Consider the following 15,297-nt stretch of genomic DNA (forward strand, 5'->3'; position numbering starts at 1 on the left):
ATCTTAAGACAGAATGAGTGAGATCAACACCAATAATTTCTTCAATTTGTTGTTTATCCGACAGATTCAAGCATGTGTTTAAAAAGAAGGGGGGAAGAAGATGACGCAGCCAAAGACAGATCCGCGTGTATTAAGAACGCGCAAATTAATCATGGAGTCTTTCATGAAGCTTTCATCGAAAAAGGAATTTAAGGATATTACGGTGAAAGATGTGACAGCAGAAGCCCTGATTAACCGAGCCACGTTTTATTATCATTTTGAGGATAAATACGATTTATTAGATAAAACACTCTCAGAAGTATTGTCAATTAATTTAGAAAGTATCAATTTTAACAATAGTAAACTAGATGAAGATACAATGATGAATATTTTTAAAGCGCTAGCCAGTTTCCAACAATCTCTTCATAACCGCTGCCAAGTAGAATATGAAACTGAACTTGCTCCAATTGTTCGAGAACAGCTTGAAATTATTTTTTATCAGTTGTTAGTGAATAAATATACAAATGTCGAAAAGCAAGTGTTGAAGGTCACGGCTGTTTTTTTAAGCTGGGGAATTCACGGAGCTTCTGTTGAGTGGAGAAAAAATAGTTCGCACATATCTTCAGAAGAATTCATTAAATCAGCATTGCCGTATATCATGTCAGGAATTGATTTTAAGCATAACATGTAGACAATTTGACAATGTTTAACCGCTCCACTAATATAAATGCTATAGCATATAAAATGATTAGAGGGTGTTTGCATGAAGTTACATGATTTAATAGGTTATCTCGTTCATCGCACTGATGTGAAAATGACGAATTATTTTACGAATAGGTTAAAGCCATACGGTGTTACACCAGAGCAGTGGAGTATTATCAGTATTCTTAGCCGTGAAAAAGGTGCGACTCAAAAAGAATTGGCAGAAGGCATTGATAAAAATCAAACCACTGTCGTAAGAATGATCCAGTCAATGGAACGAAAAGGGCTTGTCAAAAAAATCTATAATGAACAAGACCGGCGCTCGCATCACCTATTTTTAACAGAAAAAGGGGACGAGATCAAAAAGGCGATTCTTCCTGTCGTCATGGATGCACATCGAACTGTGACAAATCAATTAAGTGATGAAGAGATTGAACAATTAAAATTACTTTTAAACAAATTATTCTATTCAGACTATCCATCTTGATAAATCTATAAGGTAGAAACAACCTCTATTTTTGTATGATATATGCTATGACATATAAATTCCATCCATTCAATGTGGAAGTGGGAAGTGAGATTTTATCAAGATGGCCCCAGAAACCGGTGTCCATTAAGCGACCCTTTCTGGTCAAATAACTTAGAAAGATGTGATCACTATTTTCATTCTTATTCTACAAATTGTATTGGCCGTTTTCTTTTTCCTCACAGGAACGAAAATCATATCTGGAAAAATGGCAGAAGAGTTCAAACGATTTGGTTTACCCGCATTTTTCAATATTTTAACGGGGGCTCTTGAGTTAATAGGCGCTGCTGGAATGCTAGCCGGCATATGGATCCCAACATTAGCATTATTATCAGGCTTATTGTTAGGAGGTACGATGCTGGCAGCTGCATTTACTTTGATCGTATTGGCCAAAGATCCCTTTAAAAAAGCAATCCCTGCACTTGTTTTATTCGCTCTCAGTATCGGTGTCAGCTTATACCACATTCTTTAAATTCATATTAAAAAGCCACAAAAACCTAAACAAATCTCCACTGTTCATGACGGTAGATTTTGTTTAGGTTTTTTAGCGATTGAATTGCTTTCGAAGCACTAGGCATGAGACAGCAAATACTGCGAAAGCGCCCGCTGATCCAGCAGCAAACACCAGCTCAGTTTGCTCTGGTTTGACTTTGAATAACAAAGGGATAGAAAGAATAAGTGCGGCACCACTAAAGCTTAATCCTAATATCAACATGGCCAATAATTTATTCATAGAAACACCTCTTACACTTAGAGTGAGAACAATGGAGACCTACTGATCTAAGTATCATTGTTATGATTCGACAACCTTTAACCGTCCTAAATGGAGTGTATCATATGATGGTAGGAGATTGTTTTTTTCATGAAAACACAATCGTACAACAAACAATTTTAAACGAACACTGTTCTTCACGAACGGTGTTCGTTATAATATAAATGAAATGTAATTTAAAACGCTTTCCACAAAGGGATGAGGAGATGCAGAAGATGACGTCATTATCTAAGAATCAAAAGCAAATCGCTATCATTGGAGGAGGACCTGGGGGACTAACACTCGCCTTAATTTTGCAAAATTACGGTATACAAACAACCATCTATGAACGGGAGATGCATGACAAGAGCCTTGAACGAGGGGGCTCACTGGATATTCACGAAGAAACAGGTCAAAAAGCCTTAAAAGAAGCAGGAGTTTATGAGAAATTTCAAAAGAATGCTCGCTATGAAGGGGAAGATTTCCGATTACTTGATAAATCAGGAAGAATTTATTTAGATGAAGAAACGGAATCAGATCAAATAGGTACTCGCCCGGAAATTGATCGTGGTGTGTTATGTGAACTACTATTAGAACAAATTGACGCTGAAACCATCAAATATGGATATAAACTAGAAAGATGCGTTTCATTAGAAAGTGGTATGACCGAGCTTCATTTTGAAAACGGGGTTGTCGAAACAGTTGACCTTTTGATTGGGGCTGATGGTGCTTTTTCTCGTGTGCGTCCTCTGTTAACAGATATTGAGATTGAATACTCTGGGCTCACGATGCTAGAACTGAATGTCATAAGCGTAGAGGAGAACCACCCTGATTTAGCTGAATTTAATAAACGAGGTAAGATGTTTGCTTTGGCAGACCACAAAGGACTGATTGGGCAGTTAAACGGAGATGGCCGAATCAAAGTGTACGCAAGCTTCATGGTAGAACGCAATTGGATCGAGACTTGTGGTATACCGTTTCATCAAGCGAAAGAAGCAAAAGAACAATTATTAGCGTTATTTAGTGATTGGGATGATCAGCTGAAAAACTATATTCGTTATGCAGAAGATGCCATCATTCCAAGGCGGATCTATACGCTTCCTACCGGTTTTAAATGGAATCGTCATAAAGGAGTAACGCTTATCGGTGATGCAGCTCACGTCATGTCGCCATTCGCAGGCGAGGGTGTGAACATGGCGATGTTTGATGCAAGGGAGCTAGCACTTGCTATTGTCCGACATCCTCATCATATTGAAAAGGCGATTGAAGAATATGAAGACATGATGTATGAATATTCATCGGAAAAAGCGCATGAATCGGAGAATAGTTTAAAACTGTGTTTTTCAAAAGACGCTGCGGTCAAGCTTGCAAATATGATGAATTCTTTTCAAAAGGATGATGATTGATGCTCAATTTACTATTTTACTTTGACATGTTATAAAGAGAGTATGAACAATTCAAATCGTCGTATGATCAGTCGCCGGTCTCGGCCGGCTAAAGAACCCTTAAGCCGTGAGCTTATTGTGAAAACGGCCTATGAGCTTCTTAAGGAGCATGGGATAGAGGGCATGAGTATGCGTAAGGTGGCTAAAGCACTCGATACGGGACCTGCATCCTTGTATGTCTACGTGAACAATGTTCAAGAACTCAGTGCTTACGTATTGGATTATGGTCTCGGACAAATGGTTTATCCAGATTCAAAGGATATCACATGGAAAGAACAGTTATTCGACCTATTGCATACTTATTTCCTACTGCTATTCGAAAAACCGGGTCTCGCTGAAATTTCTCTTTCCACCATTCCACAAGGAACGAACTTTCTTCAGTTGACCGAACATATTCTCGCTGCATTGCATGAAGGCGGGATCAAATCTACATCTGCAGCATGGGGAGTAGACCTATTGCTGTTATACGTATCTTCTGTAGCATACGAAAAGGTCTCTTGGAAGAAACAAGGCTCTTCACAGATTTCAGACACAAAAAAAGCATTTCTTCAAGCAGACAAAACGCAGTTTCCTTTCATTCATCGTGTAAAAGAAGAAATGTTTGCAGGTGATACCGTATCAATGGAACGGTTCCGATGGGGAATTGACGTCATTTTGTATGGAATCCAGCAGGAAGACAATTAGAAAGGAGCATAAGCAAAAAGCAGTCAATGGCTGCTTTTTTTATATGGTGATTTTCGTATTTGTGATCTTGTGAGCATTACAATATATAAATAAATCTATATATTGTTTTTATATATAAAAAATTATATAATCTAGTGGAATAAAAAAATGAGGTGCTTAGGCATGGAACTTATTAAAAAGTTATTAGAGAGTTATATTCCTTTAGCAAAATCTACTGCAAAAATGTTTGGACCAAATTGTGAAGTGGTGATTCATGATTTAACGAATCCTCAAGCATCTGTCATGTTTACAGTAAATAACCATGTGACAGGAAGAGAAATCGGCCAATCATTTGATCATCTAGTCAAGACTGTATTACAATCAGAAGATTTTAAAGAAGATTATTTGGCTGGTTATACATTTGTAACAGAAGATAAGCGTACGATTCGTTCTTCGACTTCATTAATACGTGATTCAAAGCAAAAAGTGATCGGTGCTTTCTGTATCAATTTTGATGTTGAAGCACTGAATCAAATGCAGCAATTTATGGATACTTTTCTTTCTACACAAGTGGAAGCTCAAGAAAAAGAAACAACATCAAATGATGATCTTGAAAATGTGGAAGAAATCGTCGATCAATTGATTCAACAAATCATTCAAAACAGTGTTCATCCAGTTATGAAACGTCATGAAAAAATTGAACTAATCAAATTCATGGATGAAAAGGGCATTTTTTTAATGAAAGGATCTGTTGAGAAGGTCGCATCTATGTTAGGCATTTCCAAAGTAACCGTCTATAGCTATTTGGATGAAATCAAAAATAAATCGAGGTAAGGAGTGTCAAAATGGAAAGCGTACTCGAGGTAGGAAATCTAAAATCAAACGGACACTATGCATTCGCAACCATTCATCAAAACACGGTCTATGTGTCGGGACAATTTGCCATCAATCCTGAAACGACAGAAAAAGAGTTCGGCCCCATTGAAAAAGAGACATTACAAGCGCTTAAGAATGTAGAGATGATTGTAGAGGCTGCTGGAAGTCAAAAAGAAAAGATTTTGCGCATGACATTATACATTTCAGATATTGAATTATGGGACAAAGTAGATGCGGTTTATACCGAATTTTTCGGTGAACATAAACCAGCTCGTACGATTGTACCAACGAATGAATTACATTTTGGTTTCAAAATTGAAATGGATGCCATTGCATATATTTAGAATATTTTTTTGACCACCCTATATAAAAAATTATATTTTGTATAAAAAAATATTCAAAGGGGCAGATGAAGAATGAATCAATTAAGTTGTAACCATTGCGGGAAAAAATATGAGATGACACCAACTCTATGGAAATGTGATTGTGGTGGAGTATTCAATCTAGTGAAAGATACCCCGAAAATAGACGTCACAGCTTGGGATCACTATCCAAATTCATTATGGCGTTATGTTGAAACCATGCCATTTCAAAAAGATTCTAAGACGTGGGAAACTGTGACAATGGGGGAGGGCCAATCTCCTTTAATCGTTCTAGATCCTAATGAGCCAAACACTTATGTAAAAGTTGATTATATGATGCCGACACTATCATTTAAAGACCGTGGAGCAGCTGTGTTAATGACAAAAGCTAAGGAATTAGGGGTAACAAAAGTCATTGCTGATAGCAGCGGGAATGCAGGAACGGCAATTGCTGCGTATGCGGCGCGTTGTGGTATTGCCTGTGACATCTATCTAAGTGATCAAACGTCACCTAAAAAAGTCGCTCAAATAAAAGCCCACGGAGCAACGATTAAAGAAATTCATGGTACACGAGAGGACATTGCAGCTGCGGCCCAAAAGGCAGTAGACGAGGAAAACGTTTTTTATGCAAGCCATGTCTATAACCCTTATTTTTTCGAAGGTACAAAAACATACGCCTATGAAATCTTTGAGCAACTAAAAGGAGCACCGGATGCTTTAATCATTCCGGTTGGAAACGGCACTCTGCTGCTCGGTGCGTATTATGGCTTTAAAGAGTTATTTGAAAATGGTCTCATTCATAAAATACCGAAAATTGTTGCTGTCCAAGCGAAAAACTGCGCACCCCTTGTGAAAGCCTATCAAAATGAAGAAGAATCAGCATCACCTGTCACAAATAAAGGGACTGTAGCAGAAGGGATCGCTATTGCTGCCCCAGCGCGTTCTAAACAAATTTTAGAAGCTGTATACAAGACGAATGGTACGTTTATTGATATTGAAGAAGAAGAAATTATACATGCACGCTCTAAACTGAGTGAGAAAGGATTTTATGTCGAAGTGACATCTGCCATCAATTTTGCGGGTTACATGAAATATCAAAAGGAATCAGAAGAAACCATTATCATACCTCTTTGTGGGGCAGGGATTAAATCAAAATAACCTTAGGACTCTGGTAGAATAGAGCGTTGCGTGCCTCGTTGTCCTATTATAGGTTCAATCAGGAGTAATATTTGCGAAATGAATTTAAATGAAATGGAGGGATTTGGCGGGGACATACCCCTTTGAAAACTTTACAGATGACATCATTCCTTTGCTGGATCTTTCGGATTCTGATAGTTACTTAATGCCAGATGTTTGTAAGACTGTTGCAGTTAGATTACGTCAACTGATCCACAATTGGCCTGATATGATATAGATAAGAAGAACGCTCTCTATCTGGCAGAAGAAATGGAGTTAGCGCATCAACAAAATGAGCCAATCGGATTGATATAAGATGAGAAGAAAGCTACTTTAGAAAGCATGTTTAAACTGTAGTAGCTTTCTTTCCACTCTACCTAATTATTTTTCATTTGTTCCTCTCCCCAATAGCATATCTCATCTAATACAGGCATCAGTGATAAACCCTTTTCAGATAAACTATATTCTACTTTTGGAGGCACTTGGGGATATTCTTTACGATGAATTAAGTGATCCGCCTCAAGCTCTTTTAGTGTATTGGTTAATGTTTTAAAAGAAATCGTTCCGAGCTTACGTTTCAGCTGATTATAGCGAACAGGACCATCGTTTGAATATAAAGCATACAGAACTGGCATTTTATATTTCCCACCAATTAATGACAAAGTATACCCAAAACCAGTATCTTTTAGCTCAGCTTTCGTCTGGAAGGACTCCTCATTCATTTTATACTCTCCTTTGGGTTAGTATCGCACTTTGATTACCGTACTTGTAGTATGTTATAGCATACAATAAAATCAATGTACATCAAAAAATGATGCAAAACTCAGAAAAAGGGTGAATGAATAATGAAAACGATTGTCTATGCACATCCTTGGGATGGAAGCTATAATCATGCCATTTTGACTTCCATAACAGAAAAATTAGAAACAAAGAGAGAACCGTTTCAAGTAATCGATTTATATAAAGATGGATTTAATCCTGTGTTTACAGCTGAAGAATTAAAGCATTTTCATAAAGGAGAAACGCCTTATTCATTAGTGAAGGATTATCAAGAAAAATTAAAACAGTCAACAGAATTGGTATTTATTTTCCCAGTCTGGTGGTGGGATCTACCTGCTATGTTAAAAGGATTTATTGATAAAGTGATGTTAAGCGGTTTCGCATTCATTGAAGATCAAAACACTGGTACTTTGAAAGGTTTATTGACAAATATAAAAAAAACAACCGTGATCTCAACATCTACAACAGATAAGGATTATATTGAATCTGAAGCTGGAAATGCTATTCAAAGCGTTTTTATTAACAGAACGCTAGCTGATTTGGGATTGAAAAATGAATCCACGAAATGGATTCATTTTTCTAGAGTGAACTTAACAACAGATGAAAAGAGAAAGCAATTTTTAAAAGAAATATCCCAGATTATTTGATTTACAGTACAACAAATAAGGGCCATCTTCTACGACCGATTTAATTTATTGAGAAGGTCGTAGAAGTTTTGTCATTTAAGCAACAACAAATCGTGCCTGCCTAATTGACCTCTTGCACTCCTCCAAATACACCATTATTTAAACCCATACCATTTCTGTGTTTTTTTAATATTTTTTATAGCACTGCCGGCTCAAGCAGATTGTTAACATCATTTTCATTAAAGATAATACTGACTCATGCCATTTTTAAAGATAGGCAGGGTCTTAGTCACTAGCTCTTCTGATGAAATAAGTCTTCCATCCTTATTCCATGTGTATGCAGCTCCGTATATCCCCCAACTTAGCATAGTAGATAGGGTTGCTACCATTTGTTTATCCTCTAATTCGATGATGTTTTTAGTTCCTTTTAGCATAAGATCAGCTATTAGTTTCTGTAACTCCTCTTTAATTTTACTTTCGATAATAGTTCCTAAAGAATGATAACCTTTGGGACATAGGTCGCTTATCTCTTTATGGTGATCACACATGGCTAGAAAAATATTTGCAATGACTTTTTCATTGAATCCATCGTGATCATTGAGTCTTTTTTTCAATTTGTCTGTAAATGTATTGGTGATTGTAGAATGTAATAAATCAAATTTATCGTCAAAGTGCGCATAAAATGTAGCCCGGTTAATAGTAGCCTTTTCTGTGATATCACGTACCGTTATATGGTTGAAATCTTTTTCACTAGCTAACGAAAGAAAAGAGTCTACAATCAATTGTCTTGTACGAAGTATTCTCGGATCTTTTTTTGGCATAATTATTTTTTCTTCTCCTTTTAGGGTTCATCATCTTGTCTAAAAACGACAATACATTAGAAGTGTTGCGTAAACTACATATTGGCTATTTTGGTTATTGTTTATTATTCTTTTTCATCTTATCATCAATTATACAACGCGCGTTGCTTAAATAACACATGTTATTACGAAAGATTTTTGATCAAGGAAATCATTGTGATCATTCTGAATAACAAAAGGAGATAGACGACCATGAACATCACTATTTTTGGTGCAACTGGTGCAATCGGTCAACTTTTAACACAATTTGCATTAGAAAACGGAGATATCGTTACGGTATATGTTAGAAACCCTGAGAAAATCAAGCAAAAGCATTCGAATTTACGCATTGTAACGGGTGAACTAACGAACACTTCAGCTATTGAAACGGCAGTTTCAGAAGCTGATGTCGTGATAAGCACCTTAGGTCCCGGCATTGATTTGTCTCGAAAACAAAAAGGTACACCGATCGCCGACGGACATAACCGAATTGTCAAAGCGATGAAGAAGTTCACCAAAAAAAGGTTGATTACACTCGCGACGCCAGCCTTGCAATCTGAAGACGATAAGAAAAGCTTATCGACGATATTGCCAAGAATATTGCCTAAACTTCTCATGCCAAATGGTTATGCCGAAATGAAGAAGATAGGAGAACTGATTAAAGAATCGAACCTGGATTGGACAGTCGTTCGAATCATTAATCCTAATATCAAATACAACGGGCAATCTTACGGTTATTCATTCGGCGATCAGCCAGCTAAAATGTCCGTATCTAGGGAAAATGTCGCTAAACTCATGTATGACGCTGCTAGGCAACACCAATTAATCGGAAAAATGCCCATTGTCTATAATCATTAAATCAGCTTTTTGTATGAGGTTGTTGATTCAGCAGAAATTATAGGAATCATTTAGGGTCATACCAAAATATTGCGTGTGCATTCTTTTTATAAGTATTCAAAATCAAAATCATAAAGGGGACATGATCATGTCAAAAGTATTATTTGTTAAAGGAACACCTCAAAGTGAGGAACAATCAAGAAGTACGCAAGTTGCTAGAGCATTTATCACTGAATATAAGAAAGTAAATCCAACGGATGAAATAATAGAAGTAGATGTCTATTATGCAAATGTGCCATTAATCGATGCTGATTTTTTAACTGGACAAAAGAAGTTAAGAAGTGGGGAAGTGCTAACAGATGTTGAATCACAAAAAATAGAAGCAGTGAATGCATTCACAAAGCAATTTATGGAAGCAGATAAATATATCATTCAGTCTTCAATGTGGAATTTAGGAATCCAACCTTTATTAAAAGCCTATTTTGATACAATCATGAGTGCTGGAAAAACGTTTAAATATACATCAGAAGGTCCAGAAGGATTGATGAAAGGGAAAAAAGCAATCCATATTCATGGTATGGGAGGATTTTATTCGCAGGCAATTGGAATGGAACATTCCGATTCTTACGTAAGAGGTGCGCTGAAGTTTGTTGGAATTGAAGTGGAACCAACGATTTTTGTTGAAGGTATTGACTATGATCCAACTAAAGAAGAAGAAATTGTTACTTCAACAATTGAAAAAGCAAAAACGGTAGCACGAACGTTTTAAAAAAGAGCATTGGTGGGATTAGTTAAAAAGATTTTAATTAACATCATCCCACCTCGCACGTTCAAAAGCGTAATAAAGAAGAATAGACAAAATACATTCATTAAAATCATAAAGGGGGAACATAGGATGAAAGTAGAAATTTGGTCTGATTTTGTTTGCCCGTTTTGTTATATTGGCAAACGTCAATTTGAAATAGGGTTAGAACAGTTTGAACATAAAGAAGAGGTCGAAGTCTTATTTCGACATTTTCAATTAGATCCATATGCGAAAAAAAATACAGGAATGGATATCCATCAAGTATTATCCTCTAAGCATGGTGTCCCAAATGAAAAAGCAAAAGTACTGAACAATCAATTGAAACAGAAAGCAAAAGAGGTTGGGTTAGATTATCAATTTGATACAATGATTCCTACGAATTCATATGATGCACTTCGTCTTTCTTATTATGCAAAAGAGAAAGGGAAGATTCGGGAGTTTATGGAACGTATTTTGAAAGCTCATTTCACAGATTCACTAGATATCGGTGATCACGCAACACTTGCTCAACTTACAAGTGAAATAGGTCTTGATGGCAACGAAGCTTTGGATGTTTTATCAAATGATCAATATAGCGAGAATATCGCAGCTGATAGAGCCGAGGGATCTAAAATTGGGATTCAGGGCGTGCCCTTTTACGTTGTGAATGATAAGTATGTCATCTCAGGAGCACAACCTAGCGAAGTGTTTTTAGAAACATTACAACAGGTATGGAAAGAAGAGTACGGGAATCGTAAGGTTGAAGAGCATAAATTAGAGTCGTCGCTCGATGAATATTGTTCAGATGGAACATGTAAATTTTAATGGATATTCAAAAAAGATATAGAAATCACAAAAGATTGATATAGCTACTTTAAATACCACTTTATAATGAAACATTTACTTCCAAAAATCAAAGGGGTTTAGCGATATGAAAAATACAATTTTTCAAGATACAATCGAGCATTCAGGATTTGTAGTACCCGATATCGAAGTAGCAGTTGAATTCTTCACTCATATTTTGGGTTTTGAAGTCTTGTTCCGGCCAAAACGGATGCAGTTTGAGGACGATAGTTTAAAAAGGTACTTTGGGGTTCACGAACATTCAGTTGTAGAAGGGGCGGCATTTTTGCAATATGGCGGTAGAAAGATCGAACTGGTTCAATGGTCGACGCCAGATCAACAGAATGTTCACCTAAAACCCAGTGATATCGGTGTAGCCCATCTAGCTATTACAGTTACCGATATAGAAGAGGCTTTAAAATATTTTGCAGAACAGTCTGATGTTAAAGTCAGAGAGCTGAGCTCTCTTGGATTTTTCTATATCACAACTTCATGGGGGATGGAGATTCAAATAATGGAATTACCCCAAAAACCTTTATGACCTATCTAATTTGTACCAAGACAAGAACAAGGGTCCTTTAATTAGTTGAAACAATAACTGTATCTTAATTTGTGGACCCTCTTTCACCTTCTGATCATAGGACACCAAGAAGGGGCCTTTCCATCTAATTGACCTCTTGCAGGCAATTGATCATTGTTTTCTCCTCTTAATACCTCACTAATATCCTGCTTTCTTAAAATCCATATCATTTCTGTGCTTTTTGATGTCTCTTTTAGTTTTGGCAGCTCTAGCAAAGTGTTAACAGCAGAATGCCCAATGCTACCCAATGCAATTCTGATACCGAGTCAGATCGCGATTTAAAATATCAGGAATGCCATTCGATTAGCAACTCTTTTTTCATTTTCTGTCATAATCCCTTCAGCATTTATTGGGTTAGGGTTTTTCCACGTACCAGTGGCATGTATAACCGTCTTTGCCTCGTAAGTTTTTTCTTCTTGATTATTTAATTTCACTCGAATGATAAAAGGCACAAGACCTCTGTCTTTTGTTTTTATCAACACCTTTTTTGCCAATATAGAGAACTGGGCTATTTAAATAACTATGTGGTTTCATTTGAAGAAGAGAAGTCGGTATTTAAATCAATCATTTTCACACGAATCAATTTTTGTTTGAATTCATATAATCAATTGATTATATAAGTTTTCAGTTATATACTATTGAAGGAGTTGAAAAGAGGGGGAATCATTGTGACTGCAGATGTTTCAATTGGTGTGACACATATGTCGAATTGTTTAAAAACACTCAGTGATCAAACAAGACTGATCATGATGAAATTGTTTTTGGAGAAAGAATATTGTGTGTGTGAACTGGTAGATATGTTCGAAATGAGTCAACCAGCTATTAGTCAGCATTTACGAAAATTAAAAAAAGCTGGATTTGTCAATGAGAACAGAAAAGGGCAGTGGCGTTATTATTCAATCAATACACTGTCTCCAGAATTTGAGACGATTCGGATCATCTTAAATCAAATTGATAAAGAAGATGACCTTTTAAAAAGAATACAACAGAACGCAACAAACATGTCTTGTTCGTAAGGAGGGATGGGTTTGAGTTTTGCCGTTTTATCATTAATCATATTTTTGTTCACTTTGGTATTGGTTATTTGGCAGCCAAAAAATTTATCCATAGGGTGGTCCGCTTGTGGAGGAGCTATTTTAGCATTAATCGTAGGTGTTGTGAATATTGACGATGTGATCACCGTGACAGGCATTGTTTGGAATGCGACTTTAGCTTTTGTCGCTATTATCGTCATTTCACTCATACTTGATCGAATCGGCTTTTTTGAATGGGCAGCATTGCATATGGCAAAGGCTGCAAAAGGCAGTGGGCTACGTATGTTTGTGTATGTGACCATCCTTGGTGCAATCGTCGCTGCTCTATTTGCAAACGATGGTGCAGCACTTATTTTGACACCCATTGTTTTAGCCATGGTCAGAGCATTAAACTTCAATGAAAAAATAGTATTCCCTTTTATTATCGCGAGTGGGTTTATTGCAGATACAACTTCGCTGCCCCTTGTTGTAAGTAATTTAGTAAACATTGTAACAGCCGACTATTTTAACATTACGTTTATTGAATATGCATCCAGAATGGTTGTTCCAAACCTTTTTTCATTGCTTGCGAGTATCACTGTACTGTACCTTTTCTTTAGAAAGAGTATACCTAAACGCTATGATATGAATGAGTTAAAACACCCAAGTGAAGCAATAAAAGATCCAAAGATGTTTAGATTATCTTGGTATATATTAGCTTTTTTATTGATTGGTTATTTTGCAAGCGAATTTTTATCTATACCTGTATCGGTCATAGCTGGTGTGATTGCCATTTTATTCTTGGTCATTGCACAAAAAAGCCCTGCTGTTCAAACAAAAAGCGTTTTAAAAGAAGCTCCCTGGGCGATCGTTTTCTTTTCCATAGGTATGTACGTTGTTGTCTATGGCATGCGAAATGCAGGGCTTACTGATACTCTTTCAAGCGTGATTCAAACTGTAGCAGATCAAGGTTTATTGGCAGGGACTCTTGGTATGGGATTTATCGCAGCGATTCTTTCATCTGTCATGAATAATATGCCGACGGTCATGATCGATGCATTAGCCATATCCGGCACCGATACACAAGGAATGATGAGAGAAGCGTTAATATACGCTAATGTCATTGGTTCTGATTTAGGACCAAAAATTACGCCCATTGGCTCCTTAGCAACACTACTATGGCTCCACGTCCTTTCTCAAAAAGGTGTGAAGATTTCCTGGGGGACATATTTCAAAATAGGGGTCATTTTAACTGTACCAACACTATTCATCACACTTTTAGCATTGTATTTCTGGCTAATGATTATACATTAAAGGAGACGATCAACATGTCAAAGAAAACAATATACTTTTTATGTACCGGTAATTCTTGCCGCAGTCAAATGGCTGAAGGTTGGGCTAAAAAATATCTTGGAGATGAGTGGAAGGTCTATAGCGCTGGTATTGAAGCTCATGGATTAAATCCGAATGCTGTAAAAGCAATGAAAGAAATAGCGATTGATATTTCTCATCAAACGTCTGACCTGATTGATCCGAAAATATTGCATCACGCTGACTTAGTCGTAACACTATGCGGGGACGCAGCTGATAAATGCCCGATGACTCCTCCTCATGTCGAGCGTGTCCATTGGGGCTTTGATGATCCAGCAAAAGCAGAAGGAACAGAAGAAGAGAAGTGGTCATTTTTCCAAAGGGTAAGAGATGAAATTGGAGATCGATTGAAACAGTTTGCTGAGACTGGAAAGTAGTGCTGCGTTTGAGTCGATTGAATATAAAATCTAATAATAAAGAGGATCAAGTCAAAGATTCTCTTTTTGCATTAATTAATATCTAGTTTACATAATATATATTCTAGGAAGTTAAACAATAATTGAATTTTCTTTGTCTCATTATTAAGTATACTTATCTTATTGAGATAAAATAAAAAATGAAAATCCAACGGTTGATTTGTCAGATTTTCATTCCTCTAAATGTTTTAAGATTTTTGCAGGATTCCCGCCAACAATCACATTTGACGGAACATCTTTTGTCACAACGGATCCTGATGCAATGACAGCATGATCTCCGATTGTCACACCTGGATTGATAATGGCACCACCGCCAATCCATACATGATGTCCAATTGTGACTGGTTTGCCGAATTCAATACCTGTTTGACGTTCTTCTGGATTTAACGGATGTCCAGCTGTATATATATGTACATTCGGACCTAACAAACAATGATCTCCAATTGTAATCTTGCAAACATCTAATAACACAGCATCAAAATTCGCAAAAAAATGCTCACCAACCTCGATATTGTATCCATAATCACATTGTATTCTGCCTTCAAACACCACATCTTCTCCGCAAGCGCCTAAAAGCTCCTTTAAAATGGCCTTTCTCTGTGATGGCTCATTTGTTTGCTGATAGGCAAATGTCAATTGTCGCGCTTTTGCTCGATCTGCCATCAATGTGTGGTCATTTGGATGATAGTATTCTCCCTTGATCATCTTTTCTTTTTCTGTTTTCATGT

Annotated in this window: 20 protein-coding genes; 16 read left to right on the forward strand and 4 right to left on the reverse strand. The window is 36.8% G+C overall.

Going from position 1 to position 15,297, the window contains the following annotated elements:
* Positions 1–100: 100 nt before the first annotated feature.
* The 3 genes from FBF75_RS00350 (at position 101) to FBF75_RS00360 (ending at position 1,679) form a co-directional block, all read left to right on the forward strand.
* Entirely contained in the window at positions 101–670 is a 570-nt protein-coding gene (locus FBF75_RS00350; protein WP_076821622.1) for a TetR/AcrR family transcriptional regulator, read from the forward strand.
* A 72-nt stretch (positions 671–742) separates the two neighbouring features.
* Positions 743–1,168, forward strand: a complete 426-nt coding sequence (locus tag FBF75_RS00355) for a MarR family winged helix-turn-helix transcriptional regulator (RefSeq protein WP_061407997.1) — start codon at positions 743–745, stop codon at positions 1,166–1,168.
* Between the two features lie 163 nt (positions 1,169–1,331).
* Positions 1,332–1,679, forward strand: coding sequence for a DoxX family protein (locus tag FBF75_RS00360; RefSeq protein ID WP_076821624.1), 348 nt, complete (start codon positions 1,332–1,334; stop codon positions 1,677–1,679).
* A gap of 72 nt (positions 1,680–1,751) precedes the next feature.
* On the opposite strand, the gene FBF75_RS00365 is transcribed toward FBF75_RS00360, so the two are convergent.
* A complete protein-coding gene (locus tag FBF75_RS00365) occupies positions 1,752–1,940 on the reverse strand; it encodes a hypothetical protein (RefSeq protein WP_136944327.1) in 189 nt (62 codons plus the stop codon).
* A 254-nt stretch (positions 1,941–2,194) separates the two neighbouring features.
* Here FBF75_RS00365 and FBF75_RS00370 point away from each other — a divergent pair, with 254 nt between their 5' ends.
* The 5 genes from FBF75_RS00370 to FBF75_RS00390 all read left to right on the forward strand — a co-directional run bounded on the left by FBF75_RS00370 (position 2,195) and on the right by FBF75_RS00390 (position 6,462).
* Positions 2,195–3,364 carry an FAD-dependent oxidoreductase gene (locus FBF75_RS00370; RefSeq protein WP_136944328.1) on the forward strand — a complete coding sequence of 390 codons (1,170 nt, stop codon included), beginning with the start codon at positions 2,195–2,197 and terminating at the stop codon, positions 3,362–3,364.
* Positions 3,365–3,406: 42 nt separating this feature from the next.
* Positions 3,407–4,087 carry a TetR/AcrR family transcriptional regulator gene (locus FBF75_RS00375; protein WP_377863208.1) on the forward strand — a complete coding sequence of 227 codons (681 nt, stop codon included), beginning with the start codon at positions 3,407–3,409 and terminating at the stop codon, positions 4,085–4,087.
* A 162-nt stretch (positions 4,088–4,249) separates the two neighbouring features.
* Positions 4,250–4,900 (forward strand): helix-turn-helix transcriptional regulator, encoded by a 651-nt coding sequence (locus tag FBF75_RS00380; protein WP_136944329.1) that lies wholly within the window; start codon positions 4,250–4,252, stop codon positions 4,898–4,900.
* 11 nt (positions 4,901–4,911) lie between these two features.
* On the forward strand, positions 4,912–5,286 hold the full coding sequence (locus FBF75_RS00385) for a RidA family protein (RefSeq protein ID WP_007499298.1): 375 nt from the start codon (positions 4,912–4,914) through the stop codon (positions 5,284–5,286).
* A 72-nt stretch (positions 5,287–5,358) separates the two neighbouring features.
* Complete coding sequence (locus tag FBF75_RS00390) at positions 5,359–6,462, forward strand: threonine synthase (protein WP_136944330.1); 1,104 nt, start codon at positions 5,359–5,361, stop codon at positions 6,460–6,462.
* A 395-nt stretch (positions 6,463–6,857) separates the two neighbouring features.
* Here the strand turns inward: FBF75_RS00390 and FBF75_RS00395 are convergent, their stop codons facing one another.
* On the reverse strand, positions 6,858–7,202 hold the full coding sequence (locus tag FBF75_RS00395) for a winged helix-turn-helix transcriptional regulator (protein WP_017359567.1): 345 nt from the start codon (positions 7,200–7,202) through the stop codon (positions 6,858–6,860).
* Positions 7,203–7,325: 123 nt separating this feature from the next.
* Here FBF75_RS00395 and FBF75_RS00400 point away from each other — a divergent pair, with 123 nt between their 5' ends.
* Positions 7,326–7,907, forward strand: a complete 582-nt coding sequence (locus FBF75_RS00400) for an NAD(P)H-dependent oxidoreductase (protein ID WP_017359568.1) — start codon at positions 7,326–7,328, stop codon at positions 7,905–7,907.
* A gap of 218 nt (positions 7,908–8,125) precedes the next feature.
* Here the strand turns inward: FBF75_RS00400 and FBF75_RS00405 are convergent, their stop codons facing one another.
* Positions 8,126–8,707, reverse strand: a complete 582-nt coding sequence (locus tag FBF75_RS00405; RefSeq protein ID WP_017367339.1) for a TetR/AcrR family transcriptional regulator — start codon at positions 8,705–8,707, stop codon at positions 8,126–8,128.
* A gap of 231 nt (positions 8,708–8,938) precedes the next feature.
* On the opposite strand from FBF75_RS00405, the gene FBF75_RS00410 reads away from it, so the two are divergent.
* From FBF75_RS00410 to arsC, 7 genes are all read left to right on the forward strand, one after another.
* Entirely contained in the window at positions 8,939–9,583 is a 645-nt protein-coding gene (locus tag FBF75_RS00410; protein WP_007499309.1) for an NAD(P)-dependent oxidoreductase, read from the forward strand.
* A gap of 127 nt (positions 9,584–9,710) precedes the next feature.
* Positions 9,711–10,331: an FMN-dependent NADH-azoreductase gene (locus FBF75_RS00415; RefSeq protein WP_025207412.1), complete on the forward strand. Its 621-nt coding sequence runs from the start codon at positions 9,711–9,713 to the stop codon at positions 10,329–10,331.
* Positions 10,332–10,457: 126 nt separating this feature from the next.
* Positions 10,458–11,171, forward strand: coding sequence for a DsbA family oxidoreductase (locus FBF75_RS00420; protein ID WP_025207411.1), 714 nt, complete (start codon positions 10,458–10,460; stop codon positions 11,169–11,171).
* A gap of 106 nt (positions 11,172–11,277) precedes the next feature.
* Positions 11,278–11,730, forward strand: coding sequence for a VOC family protein (locus tag FBF75_RS00425; protein WP_136944331.1), 453 nt, complete (start codon positions 11,278–11,280; stop codon positions 11,728–11,730).
* Positions 11,731–12,470: 740 nt separating this feature from the next.
* Entirely contained in the window at positions 12,471–12,785 is a 315-nt protein-coding gene (locus tag FBF75_RS00430; RefSeq protein WP_167403857.1) for an ArsR/SmtB family transcription factor, read from the forward strand.
* Between the two features lie 6 nt (positions 12,786–12,791).
* Positions 12,792–14,096, forward strand: coding sequence for an arsenic transporter (locus tag FBF75_RS00435; protein ID WP_413227444.1), 1,305 nt, complete (start codon positions 12,792–12,794; stop codon positions 14,094–14,096).
* Positions 14,097–14,110: 14 nt separating this feature from the next.
* Positions 14,111–14,530 (forward strand): arsenate reductase (thioredoxin), encoded by a 420-nt coding sequence (gene arsC, locus FBF75_RS00440; RefSeq protein ID WP_098680458.1) that lies wholly within the window; start codon positions 14,111–14,113, stop codon positions 14,528–14,530.
* 210 nt (positions 14,531–14,740) lie between these two features.
* Here the strand turns inward: arsC and FBF75_RS00445 are convergent, their stop codons facing one another.
* Positions 14,741–15,295 carry a sugar O-acetyltransferase gene (locus FBF75_RS00445; RefSeq protein WP_048001478.1) on the reverse strand — a complete coding sequence of 185 codons (555 nt, stop codon included), beginning with the start codon at positions 15,293–15,295 and terminating at the stop codon, positions 14,741–14,743.
* Positions 15,296–15,297 lie beyond the last annotated feature (2 nt).

Origin of the sequence: Bacillus sp. S2(2019), assembly GCF_005144805.1 — a bacterium.
GTDB classification, from domain to species: Bacteria; Bacillota; Bacilli; order Bacillales; family Bacillaceae; genus Bacillus; species Bacillus altitudinis.

Bases quoted from the DNA above. Each gene is read 5' to 3' on its own strand.
- FBF75_RS00385 (WP_007499298.1), top strand. From the start codon at position 4,912: ATGGAAAGCGTACTCGAGGTAGGAAATCTAAAATCAAACGGACACTAT.
- FBF75_RS00350 (WP_076821622.1), top strand. From the start codon at position 101: ATGACGCAGCCAAAGACAGATCCGCGTGTATTAAGAACGCGCAAATTA.
- FBF75_RS00405 (WP_017367339.1), bottom strand. From the start codon at position 8,707: ATGCCAAAAAAAGATCCGAGAATACTTCGTACAAGACAATTGATTGTA.
- FBF75_RS00395 (WP_017359567.1), bottom strand. From the start codon at position 7,202: ATGAATGAGGAGTCCTTCCAGACGAAAGCTGAGCTAAAAGATACTGGT.
- FBF75_RS00370 (WP_136944328.1), top strand. From the start codon at position 2,195: ATGACGTCATTATCTAAGAATCAAAAGCAAATCGCTATCATTGGAGGA.
- FBF75_RS00415 (WP_025207412.1), top strand. From the start codon at position 9,711: ATGTCAAAAGTATTATTTGTTAAAGGAACACCTCAAAGTGAGGAACAA.
- FBF75_RS00410 (WP_007499309.1), top strand. From the start codon at position 8,939: ATGAACATCACTATTTTTGGTGCAACTGGTGCAATCGGTCAACTTTTA.
- FBF75_RS00365 (WP_136944327.1), bottom strand. From the start codon at position 1,940: ATGAATAAATTATTGGCCATGTTGATATTAGGATTAAGCTTTAGTGGT.
- FBF75_RS00435 (WP_413227444.1), top strand. From the start codon at position 12,792: ATGGGTTTGAGTTTTGCCGTTTTATCATTAATCATATTTTTGTTCACT.
- FBF75_RS00400 (WP_017359568.1), top strand. From the start codon at position 7,326: ATGAAAACGATTGTCTATGCACATCCTTGGGATGGAAGCTATAATCAT.
- FBF75_RS00425 (WP_136944331.1), top strand. From the start codon at position 11,278: ATGAAAAATACAATTTTTCAAGATACAATCGAGCATTCAGGATTTGTA.
- FBF75_RS00390 (WP_136944330.1), top strand. From the start codon at position 5,359: ATGAATCAATTAAGTTGTAACCATTGCGGGAAAAAATATGAGATGACA.
- FBF75_RS00380 (WP_136944329.1), top strand. From the start codon at position 4,250: ATGGAACTTATTAAAAAGTTATTAGAGAGTTATATTCCTTTAGCAAAA.
- arsC (WP_098680458.1), top strand. From the start codon at position 14,111: ATGTCAAAGAAAACAATATACTTTTTATGTACCGGTAATTCTTGCCGC.
- FBF75_RS00355 (WP_061407997.1), top strand. From the start codon at position 743: ATGAAGTTACATGATTTAATAGGTTATCTCGTTCATCGCACTGATGTG.
- FBF75_RS00445 (WP_048001478.1), bottom strand. From the start codon at position 15,295: ATGAAAACAGAAAAAGAAAAGATGATCAAGGGAGAATACTATCATCCA.
- FBF75_RS00430 (WP_167403857.1), top strand. From the start codon at position 12,471: ATGTCGAATTGTTTAAAAACACTCAGTGATCAAACAAGACTGATCATG.
- FBF75_RS00375 (WP_377863208.1), top strand. From the start codon at position 3,407: ATGAACAATTCAAATCGTCGTATGATCAGTCGCCGGTCTCGGCCGGCT.
- FBF75_RS00420 (WP_025207411.1), top strand. From the start codon at position 10,458: ATGAAAGTAGAAATTTGGTCTGATTTTGTTTGCCCGTTTTGTTATATT.